This is a genomic window from Microbacterium helvum (assembly GCF_014779795.1).
In the GTDB taxonomy this organism is placed as follows: domain Bacteria; phylum Actinomycetota; class Actinomycetes; order Actinomycetales; family Microbacteriaceae; genus Microbacterium; species Microbacterium helvum.
This window is the reverse complement of record NZ_JACXZS010000014.1, coordinates 1-21550: the sequence shown is the minus strand read 5'-3', so window position 1 is coordinate 21550 and position 21550 is coordinate 1. Positions and strand designations below refer to the sequence as shown.

Here is a 21550-nt window from a genome sequence, read left to right as displayed (position 1 = left end):
CGCCGACGGATGGGATACGAATCAGGTGGATGCGGACGCGCTCAAGCGGACCTGGGCACAGGTGGCGGCTCACGGGGACGCGGTTCCCGGGTACTTCTACGCCCACCTGTTCCTGGCCCACCCCGAGACGCGCGATCTGTTCCCCGTCGCGATGGCCGCCCAGCGCGACCGCCTCGTGAAGGCGCTCGGCCACATGGTCAGCAACGTCGACCGCGTCGGCGAGGTCGTCCCCTACATCGAGGACCTCGGGCGCGACCACCGGAAGTTCGGCACCGTCGCGGGGCACTACCCGGCCGTGGGCGGTTCGCTGCTCGCGACCCTCAAGCACTTCCTCGGCGATGCCTGGACGCCCGAGCTCGCCGCGGACTGGGCAGAGGCCTACGGGCTCATCGCCACCACCATGATCACCGCGGCCGAGGCCGTCGAGTCGCAGCCGGCGACGTGGTCGGGCGAGGTCGTGTCGACCGAGCGCCGCGGCATGGACGTCGGCACGATCACCGTGCGTCCCGACGACCGCTACCGTTACCAGGCCGGTCAGTCCATCGCGCTCGAGATCCCGCAGCGGCCGCGTCAGTGGCGCTACTACTCGCCGACGCACGCGCCTCGCGCCGACGGCTCGATCACCTTCCACGTGCAGCTCGTCGCCGGCGGTCAGGTCAGCGGTGCGCTGCTGCGGGACGTGCAGGCCGGCGACCGGGTGCGGCTCGGGCCGCCCATCGGCGAGCTCCTCACCCTTCCCTTCGACAGCGAGTGGCCCGACCTCCTGCTCGTCGCAGGCGGGACCGGCCTCGCGCCGCTCCTCGCCATCCTCGATCAGGTGGCCGCGCGCCACGCCTCCCGCGGCAGCGGACCGCGCGTCGCGCTGTACCACGGCGTGCGGCATCCCTGGGGGTTCTACGCCAAGCCCGAGCTCGAGCGCTTCGCCGACGCCTCGTGGCTGACGGTGACGTACGCGGTGTCGGACGACCCGTCTTTCCCGGGCCATCGCGGCCTGATCGGCGATCTCGCCGCCGCCGACGGGCCGTGGGAGGACCGCCTCGCGATGATCTGCGGTTCGCCTCGCATGGTCGATCACTCGATCGCCGTGCTGCGCGGGGCCGGCATCGACGAGCACCTCATCCGCAGCGAGAAGTACGAAGATCCGTTCACCCAGCAACCCAGCGCGTCCGGCGCTCAGGCGAACCCCCCGGAACTCGTCCCGGCCGGGCGTCGGACGGCAGTCCAGTAGAGGGCAGAGACGAATATGACCGCGACTCAATCCGCATCCATCACTCCCGAACTGCTGCGCAGCGCTTCGTTCGCAGAAGAGCGCCACGGGTACTCGCGCGACGAGGTGCAGACGCTCCTCGCGGCGGCTGCCGACGCCCTCGAACTCGCGTGGCGCGACAACGACGCCCTCACCGCGAACGGCGTCAGCGCCGACGAGGGCGAGATCTCGAGCCGTGCGGTGCTGCTGCTCAGCAGCGCACAGCGCATCGCCGACGACGCCGTCGCCGAAGCCGAGGCCTATGCGAAGGACCTCATCGAGACCGCCCGCAAGCAATACCGCGAGATCGTCGAGCGGGCGCAGCAGGCCGCGCACGCGATCGAGAAGCAGGCGGCCGCGCACCCGGGCCAGGTCGCCGCGGCATCGGCCGCCGCCCCGGCAGTCGGTGCCCCTGCCCTGGCCCCGGCCCCCGCGGCGCAGCCGTGGGCGGCGGACCGGTCGCCGGCCTTCGCGTTCGCGACGGACGACCTCGCCGCCGCGGGCCCCGCCTCGCCCGACGACGTGGTCCGCGCACGACAGTTCGCCCGGATGGCGACGGCCCAGGTGCACTCGCTGCTCGAGTCGATCGAGCGCGAGCTCGGACGCCTCGGCGCGACTCCCGCTCCTGCCGCACCCCCGGCGCCGTCCGCCGATGCCGCCCCCGCTGCCGACGGCCGGCAGCGCACCGGCGACACCGACCACTGATCCTTCTCTGTACGCATCCATCCCCCACCTTCACGATCGGAGCACGCACATGACCGACACCACCGAAGCGACCCTGTATCAGCGACTCGGCGAGGGCGCCGGCATCGCCGCCGTCGTCGACGGGCTGTACACGCGCATCCTGGGCGACGAGACCCTCGCGCCGTACTTCACCGAGACCCGCATGGTCGACCAGAAGCGTCACATGGCGCTGTTCCTCGCGGCCGCCGCGGGCGGCCCTGACGGCTACAAGGGCAAGGACCTCGGCGTCGCGCACGCCGGTCGCGGCATCTCGGGCGAGGACTTCGACCGCGTCATCGGCCACGCCGCCTCAGCGCTCGCGGAAGCGGGCGTCGACGCCGACGCGATCAACCAGGTCGCCGGTGCGCTGCTGCCGCTGCGTCCGGTCATCACGAACGAGGTCGCCGTCGAGCAGACCGCGTAACGCCTGACAGAAGAAACGATGGATGCCGGCGGCCTGGGCCGCCGGCATCCATCTGTCTTTCACGGGGCCGGATACGGGCGCTCTGACAGCAGCGCGGCCAGGTGCGCGGTGTTGCGCGCCAGCGTCGCCGTGGCGCTCGCCACCTCGTCGGGTGTGCCGTCGAGGTCCTTGTAGTCGACGGTGTGCATGGCCTCGCCGTTCCAGTACGTGCCCGCCTGCGACGCGATCGAGAAGCCGACGTCGGTGAGCGCCTGATACAGGTCGGCGGTGATCTTGTGGGCGCCGTCCTCGTTGCCCACGACGCAGGTCGCGGCGACCTTTCCGGCCAGGATCGGACGCCCCTGTTCGTCGGTCTCGGAGAGCTCGGCGTCGAGGCGCTCCAGGACGCGCTGAGCGACGCTCGACATGTGGCCCATCCACGTGGGCGTGCCGAACACGAGGATGTCGGCCGCGAGGATGCGGCGGCGGATGCCGGGCCAGGCGTCGCCGGACCCCATGTCGGCCTTCACTCCCGGGCGCACGTCGAAGTCCTCCTTCGTCTCAGGGGAACGACGCTAGGCGGAGTGCCATCGGACCGCAGGGGGTTGACAGACCGGTGTGCTCGGTCGGCGGCATCCATTCGTCAACCCCCTCGCCGAACCGACGTCCGCGGGCGGAAGGTGGGGCAGATGGACGGCGTCGCGAACCTACGACTGGCCCCGGGAGACGTGCGGATCGGCACTTCTGGCTGGAGCTACGACCACTGGCGGGACGTGCTGTACCCGCGGGGCACGGGCTCGCGCCGGCTGGAGGTCTTCGCTCAGTCGTTCGACACCGTCGAGTTGAACTCGAGCTTCTACCACTGGCCGCGGCGGTCGTCCTTCGAGTCGTGGGCGAGCCGGGTGCCTGCGGGGTTCCTGATGGCGGTGAAGGCGCCGCGCGGACTCACCCACGCGCGCAAGCTCGCCTCGGCCCAGGCATGGTCGGGGCGTCTGTCCGAGGGGAGTGCGGGCCTCGGCGACGCGCGCGGTCCGCTGCTGCTGCAGCTGCCACCCGATCTGGAGCGCGATGACGAGCGGCTGGCGGCCGCGCTGGACGCCATGCCGGACGGGTGCCGCGTCGCCGTCGAGCTGCGGCACGCCTCATGGGTGGCCGATGACGTCTTCGCGCTGCTGCAGGATCGGGATGCCGCCTACTGCGTGATGAGCGGAGCGCACATGCCGCTGCAGCCGAGGGCGACGACCGACTTCGTGTACGTGCGCTTCCACGGTCCCGATCCGGAGCGACTCTACGTCGGCAGCTACGACGACGCGGCCCTCGCGTGGTGGGCGCAGCGCATCGACGGATGGCGTGCGGAGGGTCTCGCAGTGCTCTGCTATGTCAACAACGACGGCGGTGGGGCCGCGGTGCGCGATGCCCTGCGGCTGCGCGAGCTGGTGACCGGGTAGGCCGCCGGCATCCATTTGTCGGCGCGCCCGCGAAGTCAGGCCGATTCAGTGAAGCTCCCGGCTACCAATGCGCACACGACCATGGTTGCTGTCTTTCGGGTTCTGTTAATGAGTGTTCCTTACCTTCTGAGGTGGTGGGGCGTTCTGACGGGCGACCGAACCGGATGGGGCGGCGCGTGATCGTCGTGTAGTAATCAAGGTCGACGGGGTTGAACCTCATGCCGAGGAGGTTGACGGCGAAGACAAGGCCCAGCGCTGCGTAGTACGTGACAATCACCACGGTGACGCCTGAAGCCAACGCGTCGACTGACATTCCCGCCGGGACGTGACGGAGGTACGCCGGGTCGATGGCCCGTCCGTTCATGACGGGTCGCAGAACCAGTTCGCCCCAGAGTGCGCCTGTCGCTGCAAACAAGGCGATGACGACAGCATCCGAGTAGCTCGTTCTGCGGATTCGTGATCCGAAACGGATGTGATAGCGCCGACCGTCGTTGGCGCCGAAGCCGATCAACGTCGATGCCCAAAGGATCATGAACAGGGCGTTGGCGTAATCCACGGTTGCGATCCAGCCGCGGAAGATGCGCCCTGGCATGTACAGTCCAACTGCGTATGCTGCCCAGACGGTTGCGACCGCGCCGACCACACCGATCATTACGCCGACTATCGCGAGTCGGGCGTGGGCTGTTGTCATCCTCCTCTTCCACAGCCACCGGGTTACATCGACGGTGCCCGGTGGCGGGGTCTCATCCGCGTCCCCCATCGCCCAATGCACACTATCCCCAGGTTGTTGGCGCTTTTGTGGGTCAGATCCCGATCTGAACGTAGCGCAGAAGACGCGGCGAGGGAAGCTTCGTCTGCACTCGGTTCTGGCGCGTTCAGCAGTCGTTCCCTCAGGTAGAAGCAGCCGGAGATGCCGGCGGCCGAGGCCGCCGGCATCCATTTGTCGGCGCGCCCGCGAAATAGCGCCGCGCCTCACGCATGACGCCGGAGCAGCGCGGAAGAATCGGCGCATGACCAGACCCATCAGAGTCACCGTGTGGGGCGAGAACCGCCACGAGCAGCACGACGAGAGCGTCGCCCGGATCTACCCGGACGGCATGCACACCACGATCGCCGACGGCATCCGTGAGAATCTCGGCGACGGCGCCGTCGTGCGCACGGCGACGCTCGACGAGCCCGAGCACGGGCTCACCGAGGAGGTGCTGGCCGAGACCGACGTGCTGACGTGGTGGGGGCACGCGGCCCACGGCGAGGTGAGCGACGAGGTCGTCGAGCGCGTGCACCGGCACGTGCTCTCGGGCATGGGGCTCATCGTGCTGCATTCGGGGCACTGGTCGAAGATCTTCGTGAAGCTCATGGGCACGAGCTGCACGCTGCGGTGGCGGTCCGACCGGGATCGCGAGCTGGTGTGGACGGTCGACCCCACGCATCCGATCGCGCAGGGCGTGCCGCATCCGATCGACATCCCCGAGCAGGAGATGTACGGCGAGTTCTTCGACATCCCCGCGCCCGACGAGCTCGTGTTCGTCAGCTCGTTCAGCGGGGGAGAGGTGTTCCGCTCGGGCTGCACGTTCCGGCGCGGGCACGGTCGCATCTTCTACTTCAGCCCCGGCGACCAGGAGTACCCCGTCTACCACCACCGCGACGTCCGGCGCGTGATCGCGAACGGCGTGCGGTGGGCGCACAGGGATCGGGCCGAGCGCGGGCTGCCGACGCTGATGCGCTACGAGAGGGGCGAGTTCTTCCAGGGTGCGGATTATGCGCACGCGGCCCCCGAGATCGCCGAGGCACGCGCCGCCGCCGAGGCGGCCGACGCATGACGTTCGCCCTCCTGCCCGACGACGTCGAACGCGTGAGGGTCGTCGTCGTCGGGGCCGGTCCCATGGGACGCGCCTGGCTGCACACCATCGTCGCCGATGACGCGATCGAGCTCGCCGGCATCGCGGACCTCGCCGTTCACGTGGCGGAGGACGCGGCGCGCGAGATCGGCCTGGCCGGGTTGCCGACCGGAACCGACGGCGTCGAGCTCGCCCGACGCACCGGCGCTCACGCCATCGTCGACGTCACCGTTCCCGCAGCACACCACCCGGTGACGCTCGCTGCGCTGCGCGCGGGCCTCCCGGTGCTCGGCGAGAAGCCTGCCGCGGCGACGGTCGCCGAGGCGCTGTCGCTGGCTGCGGCCGCGACGCTGACCGGCCGGCTGTTCATGGTCAGCCAGTCGCGCCGCTACAACGACCACCTCTACGCCGCACGCGCGGCCGCGCGGCGGCTCGGGCGTGCCGGCATCCTGTCGGTCGACTTCTTCAAGGCGCCGCGCTTCGGCGGCTTCCGCGACGAGATGGCGAGTCCGCTGCTGCTCGACATGGCGATCCACCAGTTCGACATGGCGCGGTTCCTGCTCGATGCCGACCCGGTGTCGGTGCTGTGCGACGAGTACAACCCTGCGTGGAGCTGGTACGCCGGCGACGCCGCGGCCACTGCCGCGTTCGCGTTCGAGGGCGGCGCGCGGTTCGTCTTCGCCGGAAGCTGGTGCAGCCCCGGCGCCGAGACCTCATGGAACGGCGCCTGGCGGCTCTCGGCCGAGGGCGGCACCGTGCTGTGGGACGGCGACGACGCCCCGATCGTGGATGCCGTCAGCGACGGGGCCGACCGTCCGGTCGGCGAGGCGGCGGTCACCGCTGCGGCGGGTTCGGGGGCGCCGGTCTCGCCGGCGCCGGGGGACGGGATCGCGGGATCTCTGCGAGAGTTCACCGCGGCCTTGCGCACCGGAGTCGAGCCGATGGGGCGTGTGCACGAGAACATCCTGAGCCTTGCGATGGTCGAGGCCGCGATGCTCAGCGCTCGCGAGGGGCGCCGGGTGACGATCGACGAGATCCTCGAGGCGTCGCTGGCGGCCGCGCTCGACGCCGAACGCGACCTGGAGGTCCGCGACGTGATGGCGGGGTGGGGTTCGGTGCGCGACGCGCTGTCGTCGAGGACCGGATAGTGCAGTCCGAGCCGGCGTCCGGTGGCCGGGACGGGCTCGACGGCTAGCATCGAGCATGCACTCTGCTCCCTTGCCCACGATTGCGCTCCTCGGTGATGACCGAGGCCACACAAGCCATCGCGAGCTCAACGCGCTCGTGCCGCAGCTTCGTGACGAGTTGGGGGTGCGAGCGTTGTGGGTGCCGACCGATTCGTCGTTCGATGTCACTGATTTCGACGGGGTGTGGCTCACCCCCGGATCGCCGTACCAGTCGGACGATGCTGTCTATGACGCGCTCCGCATCGTGCGTGAGGAAGAGATCCCGTTTCTCGGCACGTGCGGGGGCATGCAGTATGCCGTCGTCTCGTACCTCCGCGAGGTCCTCGGTGTCACTGCGACACATGCCGAGTCCGATGGCGAGGCAGACGACAACGCAGTGGCGTCGTTGGCGTGCTCCCTCTACGGGGAGGTGCGCACCGTCGTCCCCATCGCAGGAACCCAGTTCAGTACGTGGTGCTCCGAGCCGTTCAGCGGGATGCACTTCTGCAACTACGCCCCTACTGCGGCAGCGATCGCGGTCCTTCAGTCCGCGGGCGTCGTGGTCGGGGCACGCGCCGCGGACGCCGGAGCGGAAGTCCTGGAGTTCCCGAGCGAGACATTCTTCGTGACGAGCATGTTCCAACCGCACATCGGTGCGCGTGCGGGAGCCCCGATCCACCCGCTGATCCGGGCCTTCAGCGCGGCGGCCCTGGCGACCGGCTGAGGGCGGGGTGCGACGTTTCGTCTCGCTCGGGCCTCGCTCGCTCACCGAGCGGGGTGACCGCTCGGGGGCTCAGCTCACGTCGACGACCAGCGCGAGGGTGCCGCCTCCGGGCGGGCCCTGCTGGACGGCGCCGGCCGAGACCCAGATCAAGGTGTCCTGCAGTGCTGCGGCGAACGCGCCGGCGACGACGCTGCGGAAGGTACGGCGATAGGCGGGATCGGCGACGACCTGCGGGCGGCCGCGGAGGACGCCGCTGAGCGGCCAGTCGAACTTGATGTACGCGGCGACGATGCGCGACGACAGCTCGGGCGTCAGTGGCCCGGGCCCGACCTCGACGCCGGCGCGGGCGAGCGCGCGGGGGACAGCAGCGACGTCGAGCACGTCGTCGAACACCGCGTGACCGACGCGCAGACGACCGCCGGCACCGGCCAGGTTCCCGAGCGCCGTGAGCTGCGACTGCGGACCGGGACCGCCGGTGCCCTCCCATGGGTTGACCGACATCGCGGCCCGCCCCGACCACAGGGTGCCGGGGCGTCCGATCTCATCGGCGTGCGGCATCCGCATCCCCTCCGCGGCGACGCCCACGCCGAGCGCCGCGCTTCCGCAGCCGAGCCGGAACATCGTCTCGTCGTCGACGTCGGGCGCGGCGAGCCCCGCGGCCCGCGCCGCCGCCATCTCGTCCGGCGTCGGGTAGTACGACTTGCCGACGACGAACTCGACGTCTTCGGGGCGCAGGCAGGCGTCGGCCGCAGCCGCGCGGACGGCGTCCGCGTTGAGCTCGACCACGCGCGGGGTCCCCACCCACTCGGGGCGGATGACCTCGGACCGCGCGGTGCCGATCGCGAGCCGCGGCGCGCCGTCGGCCGCAGGCTCGGCGAGCGTGCGCGTATACACGACGAGGTGGGGCGTGAGGATCGTGCCCACGCCCGCGCTGAACGCCATCGGCACCTGTTCGACCTGCGCGGCGGTGCGCGTGCCGTGCTCCAGCAGAAAGCGCCGCATCGCCCGGTCGGACTCGGCGCGGGTCGTATCGCCCGGCTCCCAGCCCTCGATCTTGCCGGTCACCGCGACCACGTCGTCGGCGTGCAGGCGCCCGTCCGCGACGAGGGAGGCGAGGCCCGAGACGTCGCCGGTCGTGCGTGTCACCACGCGGAAGGCGTCCACAGCGGTGGCCGGTGAAGGAGGCATCGTCGTCCCCTCTCGTCTCGATCCCCCGATCATCGCACCTGGGGCCCGCCCGAGGCCGGGGCCGCCGGCATCCACTCTTCCGAGCTTGCCGGGCCCACTACTCGGTGATACCGTATAGTGGTACTCGGTGATACCGAGTACTGAGGGGATGGGGATCGGATGGAAGACCTGACCGAGATGCTCAAGGGCACGCTCGAGGGATGCGTGCTGCAGATCATCGGCAGCGAAGAGACCTACGGCTACGCCATCACGCGGCAGCTGAACGAGCTCGGGTTCGCCGATGTCATCGAGGGAACCGTCTACACGATCCTCCTGCGGCTCGAGCGGAACGGCCTGGTGCAGGTGACCAAGCGCCCGTCGGGGGTCGGTCCACCCCGCAAGTTCTATGCGCTCAACGACGCGGGCCGGGACGAGCTCGCGCGGTTCTGGGCGAAATGGGAGTACGTGTCCGCACGCATCGACACACTGAAGGAAGGTGCACGATGAACTTCTGGGAGACCATCACCGGAAGCGACCTGACCCGCGAGTGGAAGGAGTTCGACGCCCGCGCCCAGGCGCTGCCGGACGACTACCGTGCAGCCTGGCGCGAGCTCACCACGCGGATGATGCCCTACGGCGACTTCGCCGGGCGCAACCTCACGCCCATCATGGACGGCGCGCTCGGGCTGCTCGAAGAATCCGCCGCCGAAGGGCTGAGCGTCCAGGACGTGCTCGGCGGCGACGTCGCGGCCTTCGCCTCCGCGCTCGCCGGTGAAGAGGGTTCCGGCGACTTCCGCGACAAGTGGCGCCGGCAGCTGAACCGCAACGTGGCGCGCAAGCTCGCGCAGCTGGGAGAGTGACATGGGCATCCGAGACATCGTCGACGGCAAGAAGCAGTGGCGGGCGCATGTCGCCCGCGTGAAGGCGCTGCCGCCGGACTATCGCATCGTCTACGACGAGATCCAGAAGTACTACTTCAAGGTCGGGCCGGTGGGCATCGACGACGGCACGCTGCTGTCGGGAATAGTCGACTTCTTCGAGCAGGGCGCGGCCGACGGCAAGGGCGTCCGCGCGCTCATCGGCGACGACGTCGCGGCCTTCGCCGACGAGCTGATCACAGACACGCCGACCTATGCCGACCGGTATCGCGCGTCGCTCGGCAGCGGCGCGGACTCCAGCGGCGGCTAGCGTCGATCACTCGCGGGGCGCGGCGACCGAGCCGCGCTCCACGAGCGCGACGCCGAGTGAGACGGGGGCGCGTGGACCCTCGCCGCCCTCGATCTCCTCGAGGATGATGCGGGATGCCTCGGCGACCTTCGCGGGCATGTCCTGAGCGATCGTCGTCAGGCCGGGCGTCGTGTAGGCGCTGATGTCGAGGTCGTCGAAGCCGACGAGCGAGAGGTCGGCCGGCACAGCAGCGCCGGATTCGTGCAGCCCCGCCATCAGGCCGACCGCGAGGACATCGGCTGTCGCGAACACGGCCGTGACGTCGGGATGCCGGGCCCGCAGATGCAGTCCCAGCTCTCTGCCGTCCTCGAACGAGGTCAGCACCTCTTCTACCGCGATGTCTTCACCGGCGATCCCGGCTTCTGCGCACGCGGTGCGGAAGCCGTCCCACCGCTGGGCGACGACGCCGGTCGCCTCGTGCGGGGGACCGGCGAACAGCAGCCGCCGATGCCCCGCCGCGAGGAGATGCTCGGCCGCGAGGCGCCCGCCCCGGTAGTCGTCGGTGCGCACGCCGACCGTCCGCGGGTTCGTCGAGTAGCTGTCGATCGCGACGAGCGGGACGCCGTCCGCGGCGATGCGGTCGATCTCGGCATCGGTGAACTCCACGAGGATCGCGCCGTCGAGCGACCAGCCCCGGATCGCCTCCGCCACGTCGCCTTCGTGCTCGATGCCGCGTAGCAGCACGTGGTACCCGCGGTGCCGCAGCTGCTGCTCGACGCCGCCGATGACGGCGACCGTGTGCGGGCTCACGAGCAGGCTGTTGTTCTCGCCGACAGGGACGAACATCGCGACGATGTGAGAACGGGATGCCGCGAGGCTGCGCGCCGGGATGTTGGGGACGTACCCCATGCGATCGGCGATCTCGCGCACGCGGTCGATCGTCGCCGCCCCGACCCGTGCGCGCTTGCCGTTCATCACATTCGAAACGGTCATGACGCTGACGCCCGCTTCGGCCGCGATGTCGCTGAGTTTGACGGTCACCTGATCCTCCGGGCACATCCTATGGCCCCTTGACGGCCCTCTCAGTGTGCAATAGCGTCTCTCGAGTTTACCGCTAAATCATCGCGGGAGCACACTGTCGAAGGAGACATATGACCATTCCCCTGCCTGGTCGGCGCCGCGGCCGCATCGCCGCGGCATGCGCGGCCGTCGCCGTCGTGATCGCGGTCGGCGCCACGTGCGTTCCGGCCGCCTACGCCGCCGAGCCACTCGTCTATGAAGCCGAGGATGCCGCGCTCGCCGGCGGCGCCGGTGTCAACCAGAATCACCTCGGCTACTCGGGATCCGGGTTCGTCGACGGCTTCGTGATCGACCACACGGGCACCGCCGCGGTGACGTTCGACGTCGACGTGCCGGCCCCCGGCGAGTACGGACTCAACCTCCGGTACGCCAACGGCCTGGGCTCCGACATGACCCTCTCGCAGGTCATCGGCGACGAGGATCGTCAGATCGTGCTGCCGTCCGCGATCGGCGCATCGTGGAGTCAGTGGTTCATCCACCAGGAGGCGGTGACGCTCGACGCCGGGCCGCAGCGGATCGCCTTCCGGTTCGACGCCGAGGACACCGGCAACGTCAACCTCGACGCCATCGCCCTGACCGCGGTCGGCGACCTGTCGACACCGGGCGGCGGCGCCACCGACCCCGGCGACATCCCGGGGACGGGCCCCGACACGCGGTGGGATGCCGTCACGACGGTGCTCCCGACGGCCGCACCCGCACGCGGCGGAGTGGTGGCCGAGGCAGAGGATGCGTTCCGGGCCAACGGTGCCGTGGTGACGCAGGCGGGCCCGTCGGGCGTCGACCTCTCTGCCGAGCGTGCCCGGCTCGTCGTCACGACGTTCGCGGCCGACTCGCGGGCCCAGGCGGTGTCGCTGCGCTACCGCAGCACCGCGACGGAGTCGGTGCGGCTCGTCGTCGGCACCGACGGGATGCCGCGCGGTGTGCTCGAGCTGCCGCCCTCGTCGGCGTGGCGTGACATAGCCTTTGCTACTCCGCTGCGGGAGGGACTCGGCACGGTCGAACTCCGCCGCGTGGGCGACGCCCTGGACGGCGGGGTCGTGGTCGACGCACTGCGGCTCGAGCGCGGGACGGATGCCGCCGGCCGAGGAGCGCACCTGGGCACCACCGTCTACGAGGCCGAGCACGGACGCACGGACGGGGTCATCCTGACCGAGAGCCGGACGTTCCACGACCTGGCGGCAGAGGCATCCGGCCGTCAGGCGGTCACCCTCGCCGGCGCGCGTGACGAGGTGGCCTGGACGCTGACGGCCGCGGCAGGTGCGCTCGAAGCCCGTGTGTCGATCCCCGACACTGCCGAGGGAACCGGCCAGGACGGCATGCTCGCCGTGTACGCGGGATCGAAGAAGATCGCCAACCTGCCCGTCACCAGCCGGCACTCCTGGGTGTACGGTGCGTATCCCTACGGCAACGATCCCTCGCAGGGCGGGCCTCAGCGGTACTTCGACGACGGCCGGATCACGTTCCCGCAGGTGCCGGCGGGCACGAAGCTGCGGCTCGTGAACGAGTCGGGTGATCTGCCCTACACGGTCGACCTCATCGAGACCGGACCGGCTCCGGTGGCGCTGCCGAAGCCAGACGGATACCTCGACGTGCGCGACTTCGGCGCGACCGCCGACGACGGCACCGACGACACCGCGGCGATCGTCGCGGCCGTGGCCGCCGCGCAGGAGCAGCCGACGGGCGTGTGGATCCCGCAGGGCCGGTTCACCATCACCGACCGCGTACGCCTGGTCGGCGTCTCGGTGCGCGGTGCGGGACCCTGGTACTCCGTCCTGCAGGGGCGCGAAGGCAGGGGAGGCCTGTACGCGATGGGGTCGGGTGTCACGGTCGCCGATCTCATGATCGACGGTGACGCCGACCATCGCGACGATGCCCGTTCCGATTCCGGGCTCGAGGGCGACTTCGGGCAGGGGTCGCTCGTTCAGGACGTCTGGATCGCACACACCAAGACCGGGGTGTGGGTGGATGCCGGCACGGACGGCCTCCTCGCGGTCGGGCTGCGCGTGCGCGATACCTACGCCGACGGCATCCACCTCCACGGCGGTGTGACCGACGCGGTCGTTGCGCACGCGAGCGTGCGCAACACCGGGGACGACGCCATGGCGATGTGGTCGTCGGGAGGTGCGGTGACCCGCGCCGTGTTCACCCACGCGACGGTGCAGAGCCCGCTGCTCGGCAACGGTGCGGCGATCTACGGCGGCGACTCGAACCGTGTGACCGACTCGGTGATCGCCGACACCCTGACTGCTCCGGCAGGCATCGCAGTCAGCACGCGGTTCAATCCGGTGCCGTTCTCGGGCACCACGGTCGTGTCGGGCAACGACATCTTCCGCAGCGGCGGGTGGGAGCCGAACTGGAGCACGTCGTTCGGCGGCATCTGGGTGTTCGCCGACACCAGCCACATCACCACACCCGTCGTGATCTCGGACACCCGCATCGTCGACTCGTCGTACGAAGGCCTCCTCGTGAGCGGAAGCCACTGGGTCAACGACCTGCGCGTCAGCGACGTGACGATCGAGGGCACGGGCTCGTACGCGGTCGCGGCGCGCGTCGGCGGCGACCATCGCTTCCGCGACGTCGTCGTCTCGGGCGTCACCGAGCCGGCGGACGGGCGCAACCACCTGTGGGGCACGTTCATCGACGAGGGCGGCAACACGGGACTGCTCGCGGCGGTGACGGCGGCGTGCGCCGTCACGGTCAAGACGACCCCGAGCCCGAGCGGCGCGTTCGTCGCCACGGTGACGCTGCGCAACACGGGCGCCGTCGTGCTGCCGGTGTCTTCGCTCGCGTGGCACGCCGCGAGCGGTGAGGCCGTGCTCAGCGTCGCCGGTGCGGAGGTCGTGCAGACCGGCACGCGTGTCGAGGTCCACCCGCAGGTGAGCGAACTGCGGCCGGGCGGCAGTCGCACCCTCGTCGTGTCGGGCACCGTGAACGGGCCGCGCCTGGTCACCCCGGCCGGCTTCACGCTCGACGGGGTCGCCTGCGGCGGCTGATCCGGGATGCCGCCGGCATCGCGCTCTCGTCAGCGCGATGCCGGCGGTCCGACCGTCGCGCGTTCGAGCACCACCACCTCGGTGACGAGCGGACCGGTGCGCCGATCCGGCTCGAGGAGCAGGTCGACCGTCAGGCGCGCCTTGCGGGCGACGTTCTGCGCCACCGTCGAGAGCTTCGGGGTCACGAGTGCGGCCAGCGCCAGGTTGTCGTAGCCGACGATCGAGAGGTCTTCCGGAACGCGCGCGCCCGACTGTGCGAGCCCCTCGACGATGCCCGCCGCGAGGGTGTCTGTCGTGGCGAAGACGGCGGTGGCGGCGGGGAAGCGGGTTCGCAGCATCCTGCCGATCATCGTGCCTTCCCGCAGGGTCGTGCCGGCCGTCACCTGGCGGTGGATCGAGCGCGCGCCGCCGTCCATGGCCGCGCGTTCGAAGCCCGCCGCGCGGGCGCGCATCGCTCCGCTGTCGTGCGCGTCCGGCCCGACGAGCACGAGCTCGCGGTGCCCGCGCGACGTGAGCAGCGCGCCCGCACGGCGCCCTCCGTCGTGGTCGTCCGAGCGCACGATCATCAGGTCGTCCCGATCGCTGTAGCCGTCGACCGCGACCGCGGGCGCGGTCAGTCGTGGGAGCGTCTCGAGGTCGTCGTCGTGGTACCCCATGAGCACGACGCCATCGAGGTCGTCGGCGATCTGCGGGATGTCGGCGGCGCGGCGTGTGCCGCACAGCACGAGCCGCATGCCGCGGCGCCGCGCTTCTCCGTCGAGCGCCGCCAGGTACTCGCCGTCGTGCCCCCACGGCGCGAGTGACTCGGGCTGCGCGTCGGGGAACATGAGGCCGATGCTCGGTCGCGGATCGGTCATCCGATCCTCCTTCGGTGCGAGTTGACATCACCCCGACGGACATCTACTGTCTCATCGAGATATACCGCTAAACCTAGCGCATCCGACAGAGAGGTCACTGACGAATGGGTCCCCAAGATCTGCAAGAGACACCCGTGGCGCGAGCCGACGGAGGTGAGGGCGGACGCCTCGTCCTCACTGCTCCGTGGTGGCGTGACGCGGTGATCTACCAGATCTATCCCCGCAGTTTCGCCGACGGCGACGGCGACGGCACGGGGGACCTCGCCGGCGTGCGCAGCCGGCTCGGATACCTGCGAGACCTCGGCGTCGACGCGCTGTGGTTCACGCCCTGGTACGCCTCACCCCTCGCGGACGGCGGCTATGACGTGGCCGACTACCGCACGATCGATCCCGCCTTCGGCAGCCTCGCCGACGCGGAGGCTCTGATCCATGAGGCGCGTGAGGTCGGGATCCGCACGATCGTCGACATCGTCCCCAACCACGTCTCGGATCAGCATGCATGGTTCCAGCAGGCGCTCGCCGCATCGCCGGGATCCCCGGAGCGTGAGCGGTTCTGGTTCCGGCCTGGTCGCGGCGAGCACGGCGAGCAGCAGCCCACGGACTGGGTCTCGAGCTTCGGCGGTGACACCTGGACCCGCACCATCGATGCCGATGGCGCACCCGGCGAGTGGTACCTGCACCTCTTCAGCCCTGAGCAGCCGGACCTCAACTGGGACGCCGCTGACGTCCGCCGCGAGCACGAGGACGTGCTGCGGTTCTGGTTCGATCGCGGCGTCGCCGGCATCCGGATCGACTCCGCCGCGTTCCTCGTGAAGGATGCCGCCCTTCCGCCCCTTCCGGTGCAGGCCGCCCCCGGGGAGCACCCCCACATGGACCGCGACGACCTCCACGACATCTACCGGTCCTGGCGCGCCATCGCCGACTCGTACGACGAGCCCCGCGTGCTCGTCGGCGAGGTCTGGCTCGACGACCCGCAGCGCTTCGCGGCGTACCTGCGGCCCGATGAGATGCACAGCGCCTTCAACTTCGACTTCATGACGCGCCCGTGGGATGGGTCGCAGCTGCGCGGATCCATCGAGCGCACCCTGCGGGAACATGCCCCCGTCGGCGCACCAGCGACATGGGTGCTGTCGAACCACGACGTCACCCGTCCGGTGACCCGCTACGGCCGCACAGACTCCGGTTTCGCGTTCGACCGGAAGCGCTTCGGCACCCCGACCGACCTCGCGCTCGGAACCCGCCGCGCCCGTGCCGCGGCTCTGCTCACGGCCGCCCTGCCCGGCGCGCTCTACATCTATCAGGGCGACGAGCTCGGTCTGCCCGAGGTGGAGCTGCCGCCTCATGTTCTGCAGGACCCGATGCACTTCCGTTCCGGCGGGGTCGATCCGGGACGCGACGGGTGCCGGGTGCCGCTGCCGTGGTCGGGCGCGGCCGCGCCGTACGGATTCGGCACGGCGCCGGGAGCCGAGACCTGGATGCCTCAGCCCGCCGGTTGGGGCGCGCTCACGGTCGAGGCACAGTTGGCCGACCCGGGATCGATGCTCTCGCTTTACCGCAATGCCCTCGCGATCCGGCGGCGAACGCCTGGCTTCCACACAGATGGACTGGAGTGGTTGGATCACGGCCCCGGCGTCATCGCGTTCCGCCGGGGCACGCACCTCGTGTCGATCACGAATCTCGGTGCACCCATCGCCCTTCCCCCGCACCGCGAGGTGCTCCTCTCCAGCGCGCCCGTCGACGACGGCGCGCTGCCCACAGACTCCACCGCATGGCTCGTCGTCTGAGCCGCGCGCACGCGGAGAGCGCCCGCCCTGGCGCTGACAATTGACACAGCACGAAAGGACCAGACAATGAGGTCATCCCTCACCCGAGGCACGTTCGCCGGACTCGCCCTCGTCACGGCAGGCGCCCTGCTCGCCGGCTGCGCGAGCGGCTCCGGCTCCGACTCCTCCGACGGAAAGACGACCATCACGGTCGCCATCGACGCGGGGTTGGAGAAGGAGGCACGCGCGAACTTCGACGCCCGCGTCGAGGCGTTCGAGAAGGCCAACCCCGACATCGCGGTCAAGGCGCAGGAGTACACCTGGACGGCAACCACCTTCACGGCCGACCTCGCGGGCGGCACCCTCCCCGACGTGTTCACGATCCCGTTCACCGACGGTCGGGGGCTCATCGCCGGCAAGCAGATCGCCGATATCAGCGATCTGGTCGCCGAGCTCCCGTACGCCGCCGACTTCAACCCGAACGTCGCGCAAGCGGGTCAGGCCGAGGACGGCAGCCAGTGGGCCGTGCCCATCGCGGCCTACGGGCAGGCGCTCCACTACAACCGGTCGCTGTTCGAGGCCGCCGGGCTCGACCCGGACGACCCGCCCACCACGTGGGACGGCGTCCGTGAGACTGCGAAGAAGATCACCGATGCCACCGGCGAGGCGGGCTACGCGACGATGACGTCGAGCAACACCGGCGGCTGGATCCTCACGACGCTCGTCAACGCTTTCGGCGGGCGCACCGAGAACGCCGACTCGAGCGAGCCGACCATCGACTCCGACCCCGCCGTGGCCGAGGTGCTGCAGTACCTGCACGAGCTGCGCTGGTACGACAACTCGATGGGTGCGAACTTCCTGTACGACTGGGGCACCATCAATCAGGACTTCGCCTCGGGCCGGATCGGCATGTACGTCTCGGGCGGCGGCAACTACGGCAACCTCGTCACACAGAACGCCCTCAACCCCGACGATTACGGCATCACCGTGCTGCCCCTGCAGGGTGATGACCCGGGCGTTCTCGGCGGCGGCACCCTCGCGGCCGTGAGCCCCAAGGCCGACGATGCGGCACAGGCGGCCGCGGTGAAGTGGATCGACTTCTACTACCTCGCCAAGATCACCGACGAGGACGTGGCCGTCGAGACTGCGAAGCTGGCGGCATCCCTCGATCAGCCCGTGGGCGCACCCGAACTGCCGATCTTCAACGCCGACCAGTTCGCCGAGTACCAGTCGTGGATCGCGCCGTACGTGAACGTCCCGCTCGACCAGATGGCGCCGTACACCGACAACAGCGGCGACCAGCCGCTCATCGCCGAGCCCCGCACCGCGACGCAGGACGTGTACGCGCTCCTCGACGCGGTCGTGCAATCGGTGCTGACCGACCAGAACGCCGACATCGACCAGCTGCTGGCCGACGCACAGGTGCAGGCCGAGTCGCTGTACGCGAAGGCGAAGTAACCCGTGGACCCGGGGGCGCGACCCGAGCGCGCCCCCGGGGACCCACGCCCCCGAGCAACGGAAACCCGATGACACAGATCACCCCCACCACGGCGCGGCCGCCCGCACCCGAGACGGCTCCGACAGTCGAGTTCGCCGAGAAGCGCGCAGCACGTCGTCGGCCGGCGCCGATGGCCTGGTTCCGCGGAGACGGACCCCACATCCTGGTGTTCCTGATCCCGCTGCTGTTCAGCTTCGTGCTGTTCTCCTGGCGACCGATCGTGGATGCCGCCGTCATGGCCTTCCAGCAGACGAATCTCGTCGCGCCGCCGAAGTGGGTCGGGCTCGACAACTTCGCCACCGTGCTACAGGACCCGCTGCTGGGCACGGCCGTGCTCAACACGCTGTACTTCGCGGTGCTCGCCCTGCTGCTGGGGTACCCGATCCCCCTGTTCGTGGCCGTGCTCCTGAGTGAGGTGCGGCGTGCGCGCGGGCTGTTCAGCGCCCTCGCGTACCTGCCCGTCGTCGTCCCGCCCGTGGTCGCCGCCCTGCTGTGGAAGTTCTTCTACGACGGCTCGCCGAACGGCGTGTTCAACACGATGCTCGGCTGGGTCGGGCTCGGCCCGGTGCCGTGGCTCTCGGACCCGGACTGGGCGATGCCCTCGATCGTGCTCTTCGCCACGTGGTCCGCCGCCGGCGGCACCGTGATCATCTATCTGGCGGCGCTGGTGGGCGTGGCGCCCGAACTCTACGACGCCGCCGAGGTCGACGGCGCCGGGGTGTGGCGCAAGGTGTGGCATGTCACCATGCCGCAGCTGCGGGGCGTGCTGCTGGTGACGTTCATCCTGCAGATCATCGGCACGGCGCAGGTGTTCCTCGAACCATTCCTGCTCACCGGCGGCGGCCCCGCTAACTCGACGACGACCGTGCTCATGCTCATCTACAGATACGCGTTCCAGAGCAGCATGGGCGGCGACTACGGCGCGGCCACCGCGCTGAGCATCATGCTCGCCCTCGTGCTAGCGGTCTTCTCGGCCATCTACTTCCGCATCACCAAGAGCTGGAGCACCACATGACCGCCATCGACCGCGCACGTCCCGCACGGCGCCCGCGTCCGGCGGCGGACGCCGACCGCGGCATCCTCTCGGTCTCCGATCTGCGACGCCGACCGGTGCGGATCACCACGCGCCTCACGCACACGATCCTGCTCCTCTCGCTGATCCTCGTCGGTCTCGGCCCGATCCTGTGGCTCGCGAAATCGGCGGTCACCCCGACGCAGGACACGCTGCGGCAGCCGCTGGCGCTGTGGCCGAACGGGATCGACTGGGCGAACCTCGCCGAGGCGTGGACGCGGGTCGAGATCGACAAGTACTTCCTCAACACGGTCATCCTCGCCGCGGGCGTGTGGCTCGTGCAGGTCCTCGTGGCGACCACCGCCGGCTACGCGCTGTCGGTGCTGCGGCCCCGCTACGGCCGGATCGTCGTGGCCCTGGTGCTCGCGACGATGTTCGTGCCGAGCATCGTCCTGCTCGTCCCGCTGTACCTCACGATCGTGCAGCCGCCTCTGCTCGGCCAATCCCTCATCAACACGTTCTTGGCGGTGTGGCTGCCCGCCGGTGCGAACGCGTTCAACGTGCTGCTGGTCATGCGGTTCTTCGAGTCGCTCCCGCGCGAGGTGTTCGAGGCGGCCCGCATGGACGGCGCCGGACCGTACCGGCTGTTCTGGTCGATCGTGCTGCCCATGTCGAAGCCGATCATCGGCGTGGTGTCGGTGTTCGCCGTCATCGGCGCGTGGAAGGACTTCCTGTGGCCGATGCTCGTGCTCAAAGATCCGAACCTCCAGCCGCTGTCGGTGCGGTTGCCGCAGCTGCAGCAGTTCATCGAGCTCGACGTGTTCCTCGCCGCCCTCGCGATCGCCACCGTCATCCCGATCGTGCTGTTCCTCCTCTTCCAGCGGCTGTTCCTGAACGGCGCGGGGATGGGCGGCGCCGTCAAGGGCTGACTGGATGCCGGCGCCCCGGTGCTTCTGCCGAGACCGGGGCTTCGGGCTCAGACCGAGGGCATGGCCCTGCATTTCGGACGGAGTCCCCTGGCTCGACGACCGGATCCCCGGTCTCGATGGGCGTGGCCCATCGTCAGGCAGTGGGAGGTTTGGCTGGACTCGGTGGAACTTCGTCGCGTTTCCCCGCCACCGTAGTGAAGAACACGATCAGCGCTCCGACACCAAGGACCACGAGTATGGCACCGACAACAAGCAGTGAGACGCCCACGAGGGGGTCACCGCGCGAGGAATCGGACACATCCACGAGGTCCCCGAACACGGCCGCGAGTATTCCCATCCCCCCGAGACAGATCAGGGCGACGATCGCTGATGTCCAGAGCTTCTTGGTGGATCGCATGGCTCTCCCGTCCTTTGGCAACGGTCAGTGTCAGGGGTTGCAGGAGGCTGCGACGGTGGCGGGATAGCCGACGTCCGGTCGCCACGAGTCGAGGTTCCATGGCGTCTTACCCCACGCAAAGCCGATGTGGCAGACGAGCTGATCCCGGTACTTGTTGCCCTCGTACTGACTTGCCACGAGCGGCTTGTATTCGTTGTCGTAGACGGACTGTGCCACTCGGTTGCAAATGACTTCAGATGCCGAGGACTTCTTGTACACGTGGACGATCGTCCCCAGCGACACAGCCTCGAGACTGACGCTGTTGATGCAGATATTGGCTGCAGCACCGGTTACTCCGGTCGACCTCAACGCGGATAGCTCCGCGAGATAGGCAACAACTGCCTGGGGATCGTCTCTAGGAGGGAGCTGGTCGGCGGTCACGGTCGCGGGTTCCCCGATTGCTACGGTCGAGGCCGAGTTGCCAGTATCGTCAGCAGCCGATGCGATCTGGGGGCTCGCGACTGCCAACAAGCTCGCACTGATCGCGGTAGCCACGGTCGCGCCGATCAATCGCTTGAGGTTGAGTAACTTCACCATCATCTCCTGTGCAACGCGTTACGCCGTTGCCTTGTTGGTTTCACCCCCGGCAGACACGGTAGGGCGAGTTACCCGCCTGGTCAAGCATCATGAACAGAAAAGGGCCAGATCAGACAGAAAACCAGTCGACCTGACGGCCGCGTCGGGGGCGATTGTCGGAGGGGCGGCGTACGATCCGGAACGTGACCGACAACGACCGCGCCGCGGCGCTGCGTGCCCTGCACGCCGGGGCCGGCTTCGTCATCCCCAACGCGTGGGATGCCGGAACCGCCCGCATCCTCGAGCAGGTGGGCTTCCCGGCCATCGCCACGACCAGCGCCGGCATCGCGTGGTCGTGCGGAGTGCCCGACGGCGGCGCGCTGAGCCGCGACACGATGTTCGCGCGCGTCGCCGAGATCGTCGGGGCCGTGGAGGTGCCGGTGTCGGCCGATCTCGATGAATCGCCCTGGGTTTCGTTCCTATCGGGTTCCCTGTCCGGCGATCACCGGCTGGGCGGATTCCAGGTCAGCGTAGTACGCGTCCTCGACCTCGATGGGCGGGCGGTAGTCGAGCTCGCCGTGGAG

Annotated in this window: 23 protein-coding genes; 16 read left to right on the top strand and 7 right to left on the bottom strand. The window is 69.8% G+C overall.

Annotated elements, in window-relative coordinates; all coding sequences use genetic code 11:
- Positions 1-25: 25 nt before the first annotated feature.
- The 3 genes from IF188_RS20630 to IF188_RS17805 are packed head-to-tail and all read left to right on the top strand — an operon-like array spanning position 26 to position 2393.
- The gene (locus IF188_RS20630) at positions 26-1228 is read left to right on the top strand and encodes a globin domain-containing protein (protein ID WP_191173154.1); all 1203 of its coding nucleotides are present in this window, start codon (positions 26-28) and stop codon (positions 1226-1228) included.
- A gap of 15 nt (positions 1229-1243) precedes the next feature.
- A complete protein-coding gene (locus IF188_RS17810) occupies positions 1244-1951 on the top strand; it encodes a DivIVA domain-containing protein (RefSeq protein WP_191173153.1) in 708 nt (235 codons plus the stop codon).
- Between the two features lie 49 nt (positions 1952-2000).
- A complete protein-coding gene (locus tag IF188_RS17805) occupies positions 2001-2393 on the top strand; it encodes a group I truncated hemoglobin (protein ID WP_191173152.1) in 393 nt (130 codons plus the stop codon).
- A 59-nt stretch (positions 2394-2452) separates the two neighbouring features.
- On the opposite strand, the gene IF188_RS17800 is transcribed toward IF188_RS17805, so the two are convergent.
- The gene (locus tag IF188_RS17800; protein WP_224752107.1) at positions 2453-2890 is read right to left on the bottom strand and encodes a flavodoxin family protein; all 438 of its coding nucleotides are present in this window, start codon (positions 2888-2890) and stop codon (positions 2453-2455) included.
- A 171-nt stretch (positions 2891-3061) separates the two neighbouring features.
- Here IF188_RS17800 and IF188_RS17795 point away from each other — a divergent pair, with 171 nt between their 5' ends.
- A complete protein-coding gene (locus tag IF188_RS17795; protein ID WP_191173151.1) occupies positions 3062-3820 on the top strand; it encodes a DUF72 domain-containing protein in 759 nt (252 codons plus the stop codon).
- 61 nt (positions 3821-3881) lie between these two features.
- Here IF188_RS17795 and IF188_RS17790 read toward each other — a convergent pair whose 3' ends face one another.
- On the bottom strand, positions 3882-4472 hold the full coding sequence (locus IF188_RS17790; protein ID WP_191173150.1) for a hypothetical protein: 591 nt from the start codon (positions 4470-4472) through the stop codon (positions 3882-3884).
- Between the two features lie 358 nt (positions 4473-4830).
- Here IF188_RS17790 and IF188_RS17785 point away from each other — a divergent pair, with 358 nt between their 5' ends.
- From IF188_RS17785 to IF188_RS17775, 3 genes are read left to right on the top strand one after another with little or no spacing between them, the layout of a single operon-like run.
- Complete coding sequence (locus tag IF188_RS17785; protein WP_191173149.1) at positions 4831-5640, top strand: ThuA domain-containing protein; 810 nt, start codon at positions 4831-4833, stop codon at positions 5638-5640.
- On the top strand, positions 5637-6806 hold the full coding sequence (locus tag IF188_RS17780) for a Gfo/Idh/MocA family protein (protein ID WP_191173148.1): 1170 nt from the start codon (positions 5637-5639) through the stop codon (positions 6804-6806). Before IF188_RS17785 ends, IF188_RS17780 begins: the two co-directional genes overlap by 4 nt.
- Positions 6807-6861: 55 nt before the next feature.
- Entirely contained in the window at positions 6862-7548 is a 687-nt protein-coding gene (locus IF188_RS17775; protein ID WP_191173147.1) for a glutamine amidotransferase-related protein, read from the top strand.
- Positions 7549-7617: 69 nt separating this feature from the next.
- Here the strand turns inward: IF188_RS17775 and IF188_RS17770 are convergent, their stop codons facing one another.
- Positions 7618-8736, bottom strand: coding sequence for a ring-opening amidohydrolase (locus tag IF188_RS17770; RefSeq protein ID WP_191173146.1), 1119 nt, complete (start codon positions 8734-8736; stop codon positions 7618-7620).
- Positions 8737-8895: 159 nt separating this feature from the next.
- Between IF188_RS17770 and IF188_RS17765 the strand changes: the two genes are divergently transcribed.
- From IF188_RS17765 to IF188_RS17755, 3 genes are read left to right on the top strand one after another with little or no spacing between them, the layout of a single operon-like run.
- Complete coding sequence (locus tag IF188_RS17765; RefSeq protein WP_191173145.1) at positions 8896-9222, top strand: PadR family transcriptional regulator; 327 nt, start codon at positions 8896-8898, stop codon at positions 9220-9222.
- Positions 9219-9575 (top strand): DUF1048 domain-containing protein, encoded by a 357-nt coding sequence (locus tag IF188_RS17760; RefSeq protein WP_191173144.1) that lies wholly within the window; start codon positions 9219-9221, stop codon positions 9573-9575. Before IF188_RS17765 ends, IF188_RS17760 begins: the two co-directional genes overlap by 4 nt.
- Position 9576: 1 nt before the next feature.
- A complete protein-coding gene (locus tag IF188_RS17755; protein ID WP_191173143.1) occupies positions 9577-9903 on the top strand; it encodes a DUF1048 domain-containing protein in 327 nt (108 codons plus the stop codon).
- A gap of 6 nt (positions 9904-9909) precedes the next feature.
- Here IF188_RS17755 and IF188_RS17750 read toward each other — a convergent pair whose 3' ends face one another.
- The gene (locus IF188_RS17750) at positions 9910-10923 is read right to left on the bottom strand and encodes a LacI family DNA-binding transcriptional regulator (protein WP_318152933.1); all 1014 of its coding nucleotides are present in this window, start codon (positions 10921-10923) and stop codon (positions 9910-9912) included.
- 110 nt (positions 10924-11033) lie between these two features.
- Here IF188_RS17750 and IF188_RS17745 point away from each other — a divergent pair, with 110 nt between their 5' ends.
- Positions 11034-13955 (top strand): glycosyl hydrolase family 28-related protein, encoded by a 2922-nt coding sequence (locus IF188_RS17745; RefSeq protein WP_191173141.1) that lies wholly within the window; start codon positions 11034-11036, stop codon positions 13953-13955.
- Between the two features lie 29 nt (positions 13956-13984).
- Here the strand turns inward: IF188_RS17745 and IF188_RS17740 are convergent, their stop codons facing one another.
- A complete protein-coding gene (locus tag IF188_RS17740) occupies positions 13985-14812 on the bottom strand; it encodes a LacI family DNA-binding transcriptional regulator (protein ID WP_191173140.1) in 828 nt (275 codons plus the stop codon).
- 134 nt (positions 14813-14946) lie between these two features.
- On the opposite strand from IF188_RS17740, the gene IF188_RS17735 reads away from it, so the two are divergent.
- The 4 genes from IF188_RS17735 to IF188_RS17720 all read left to right on the top strand — a co-directional run bounded on the left by IF188_RS17735 (position 14947) and on the right by IF188_RS17720 (position 20014).
- A complete protein-coding gene (locus IF188_RS17735) occupies positions 14947-16596 on the top strand; it encodes a glycoside hydrolase family 13 protein (RefSeq protein ID WP_318152932.1) in 1650 nt (549 codons plus the stop codon).
- A gap of 66 nt (positions 16597-16662) precedes the next feature.
- Positions 16663-18033: an ABC transporter substrate-binding protein gene (locus IF188_RS17730; protein WP_191173138.1), complete on the top strand. Its 1371-nt coding sequence runs from the start codon at positions 16663-16665 to the stop codon at positions 18031-18033.
- Positions 18034-18101: 68 nt separating this feature from the next.
- Positions 18102-19088, top strand: coding sequence for a carbohydrate ABC transporter permease (locus IF188_RS17725; RefSeq protein ID WP_191173137.1), 987 nt, complete (start codon positions 18102-18104; stop codon positions 19086-19088).
- Positions 19085-20014: a carbohydrate ABC transporter permease gene (locus IF188_RS17720; protein ID WP_191173136.1), complete on the top strand. Its 930-nt coding sequence runs from the start codon at positions 19085-19087 to the stop codon at positions 20012-20014. Before IF188_RS17725 ends, IF188_RS17720 begins: the two co-directional genes overlap by 4 nt.
- 133 nt (positions 20015-20147) lie before the next feature.
- On the opposite strand, the gene IF188_RS17715 is transcribed toward IF188_RS17720, so the two are convergent.
- A complete protein-coding gene (locus tag IF188_RS17715; RefSeq protein ID WP_191173135.1) occupies positions 20148-20411 on the bottom strand; it encodes a hypothetical protein in 264 nt (87 codons plus the stop codon).
- Positions 20412-20441: 30 nt separating this feature from the next.
- Positions 20442-20984 (bottom strand): DUF2599 domain-containing protein, encoded by a 543-nt coding sequence (locus IF188_RS17710; protein ID WP_318152931.1) that lies wholly within the window; start codon positions 20982-20984, stop codon positions 20442-20444.
- A gap of 185 nt (positions 20985-21169) precedes the next feature.
- Here IF188_RS17710 and IF188_RS17705 point away from each other — a divergent pair.
- Positions 21170-21550 (top strand): isocitrate lyase/phosphoenolpyruvate mutase family protein (locus IF188_RS17705; protein ID WP_191173133.1); only part of this gene is annotated, 381 nt, incomplete at its 3' end.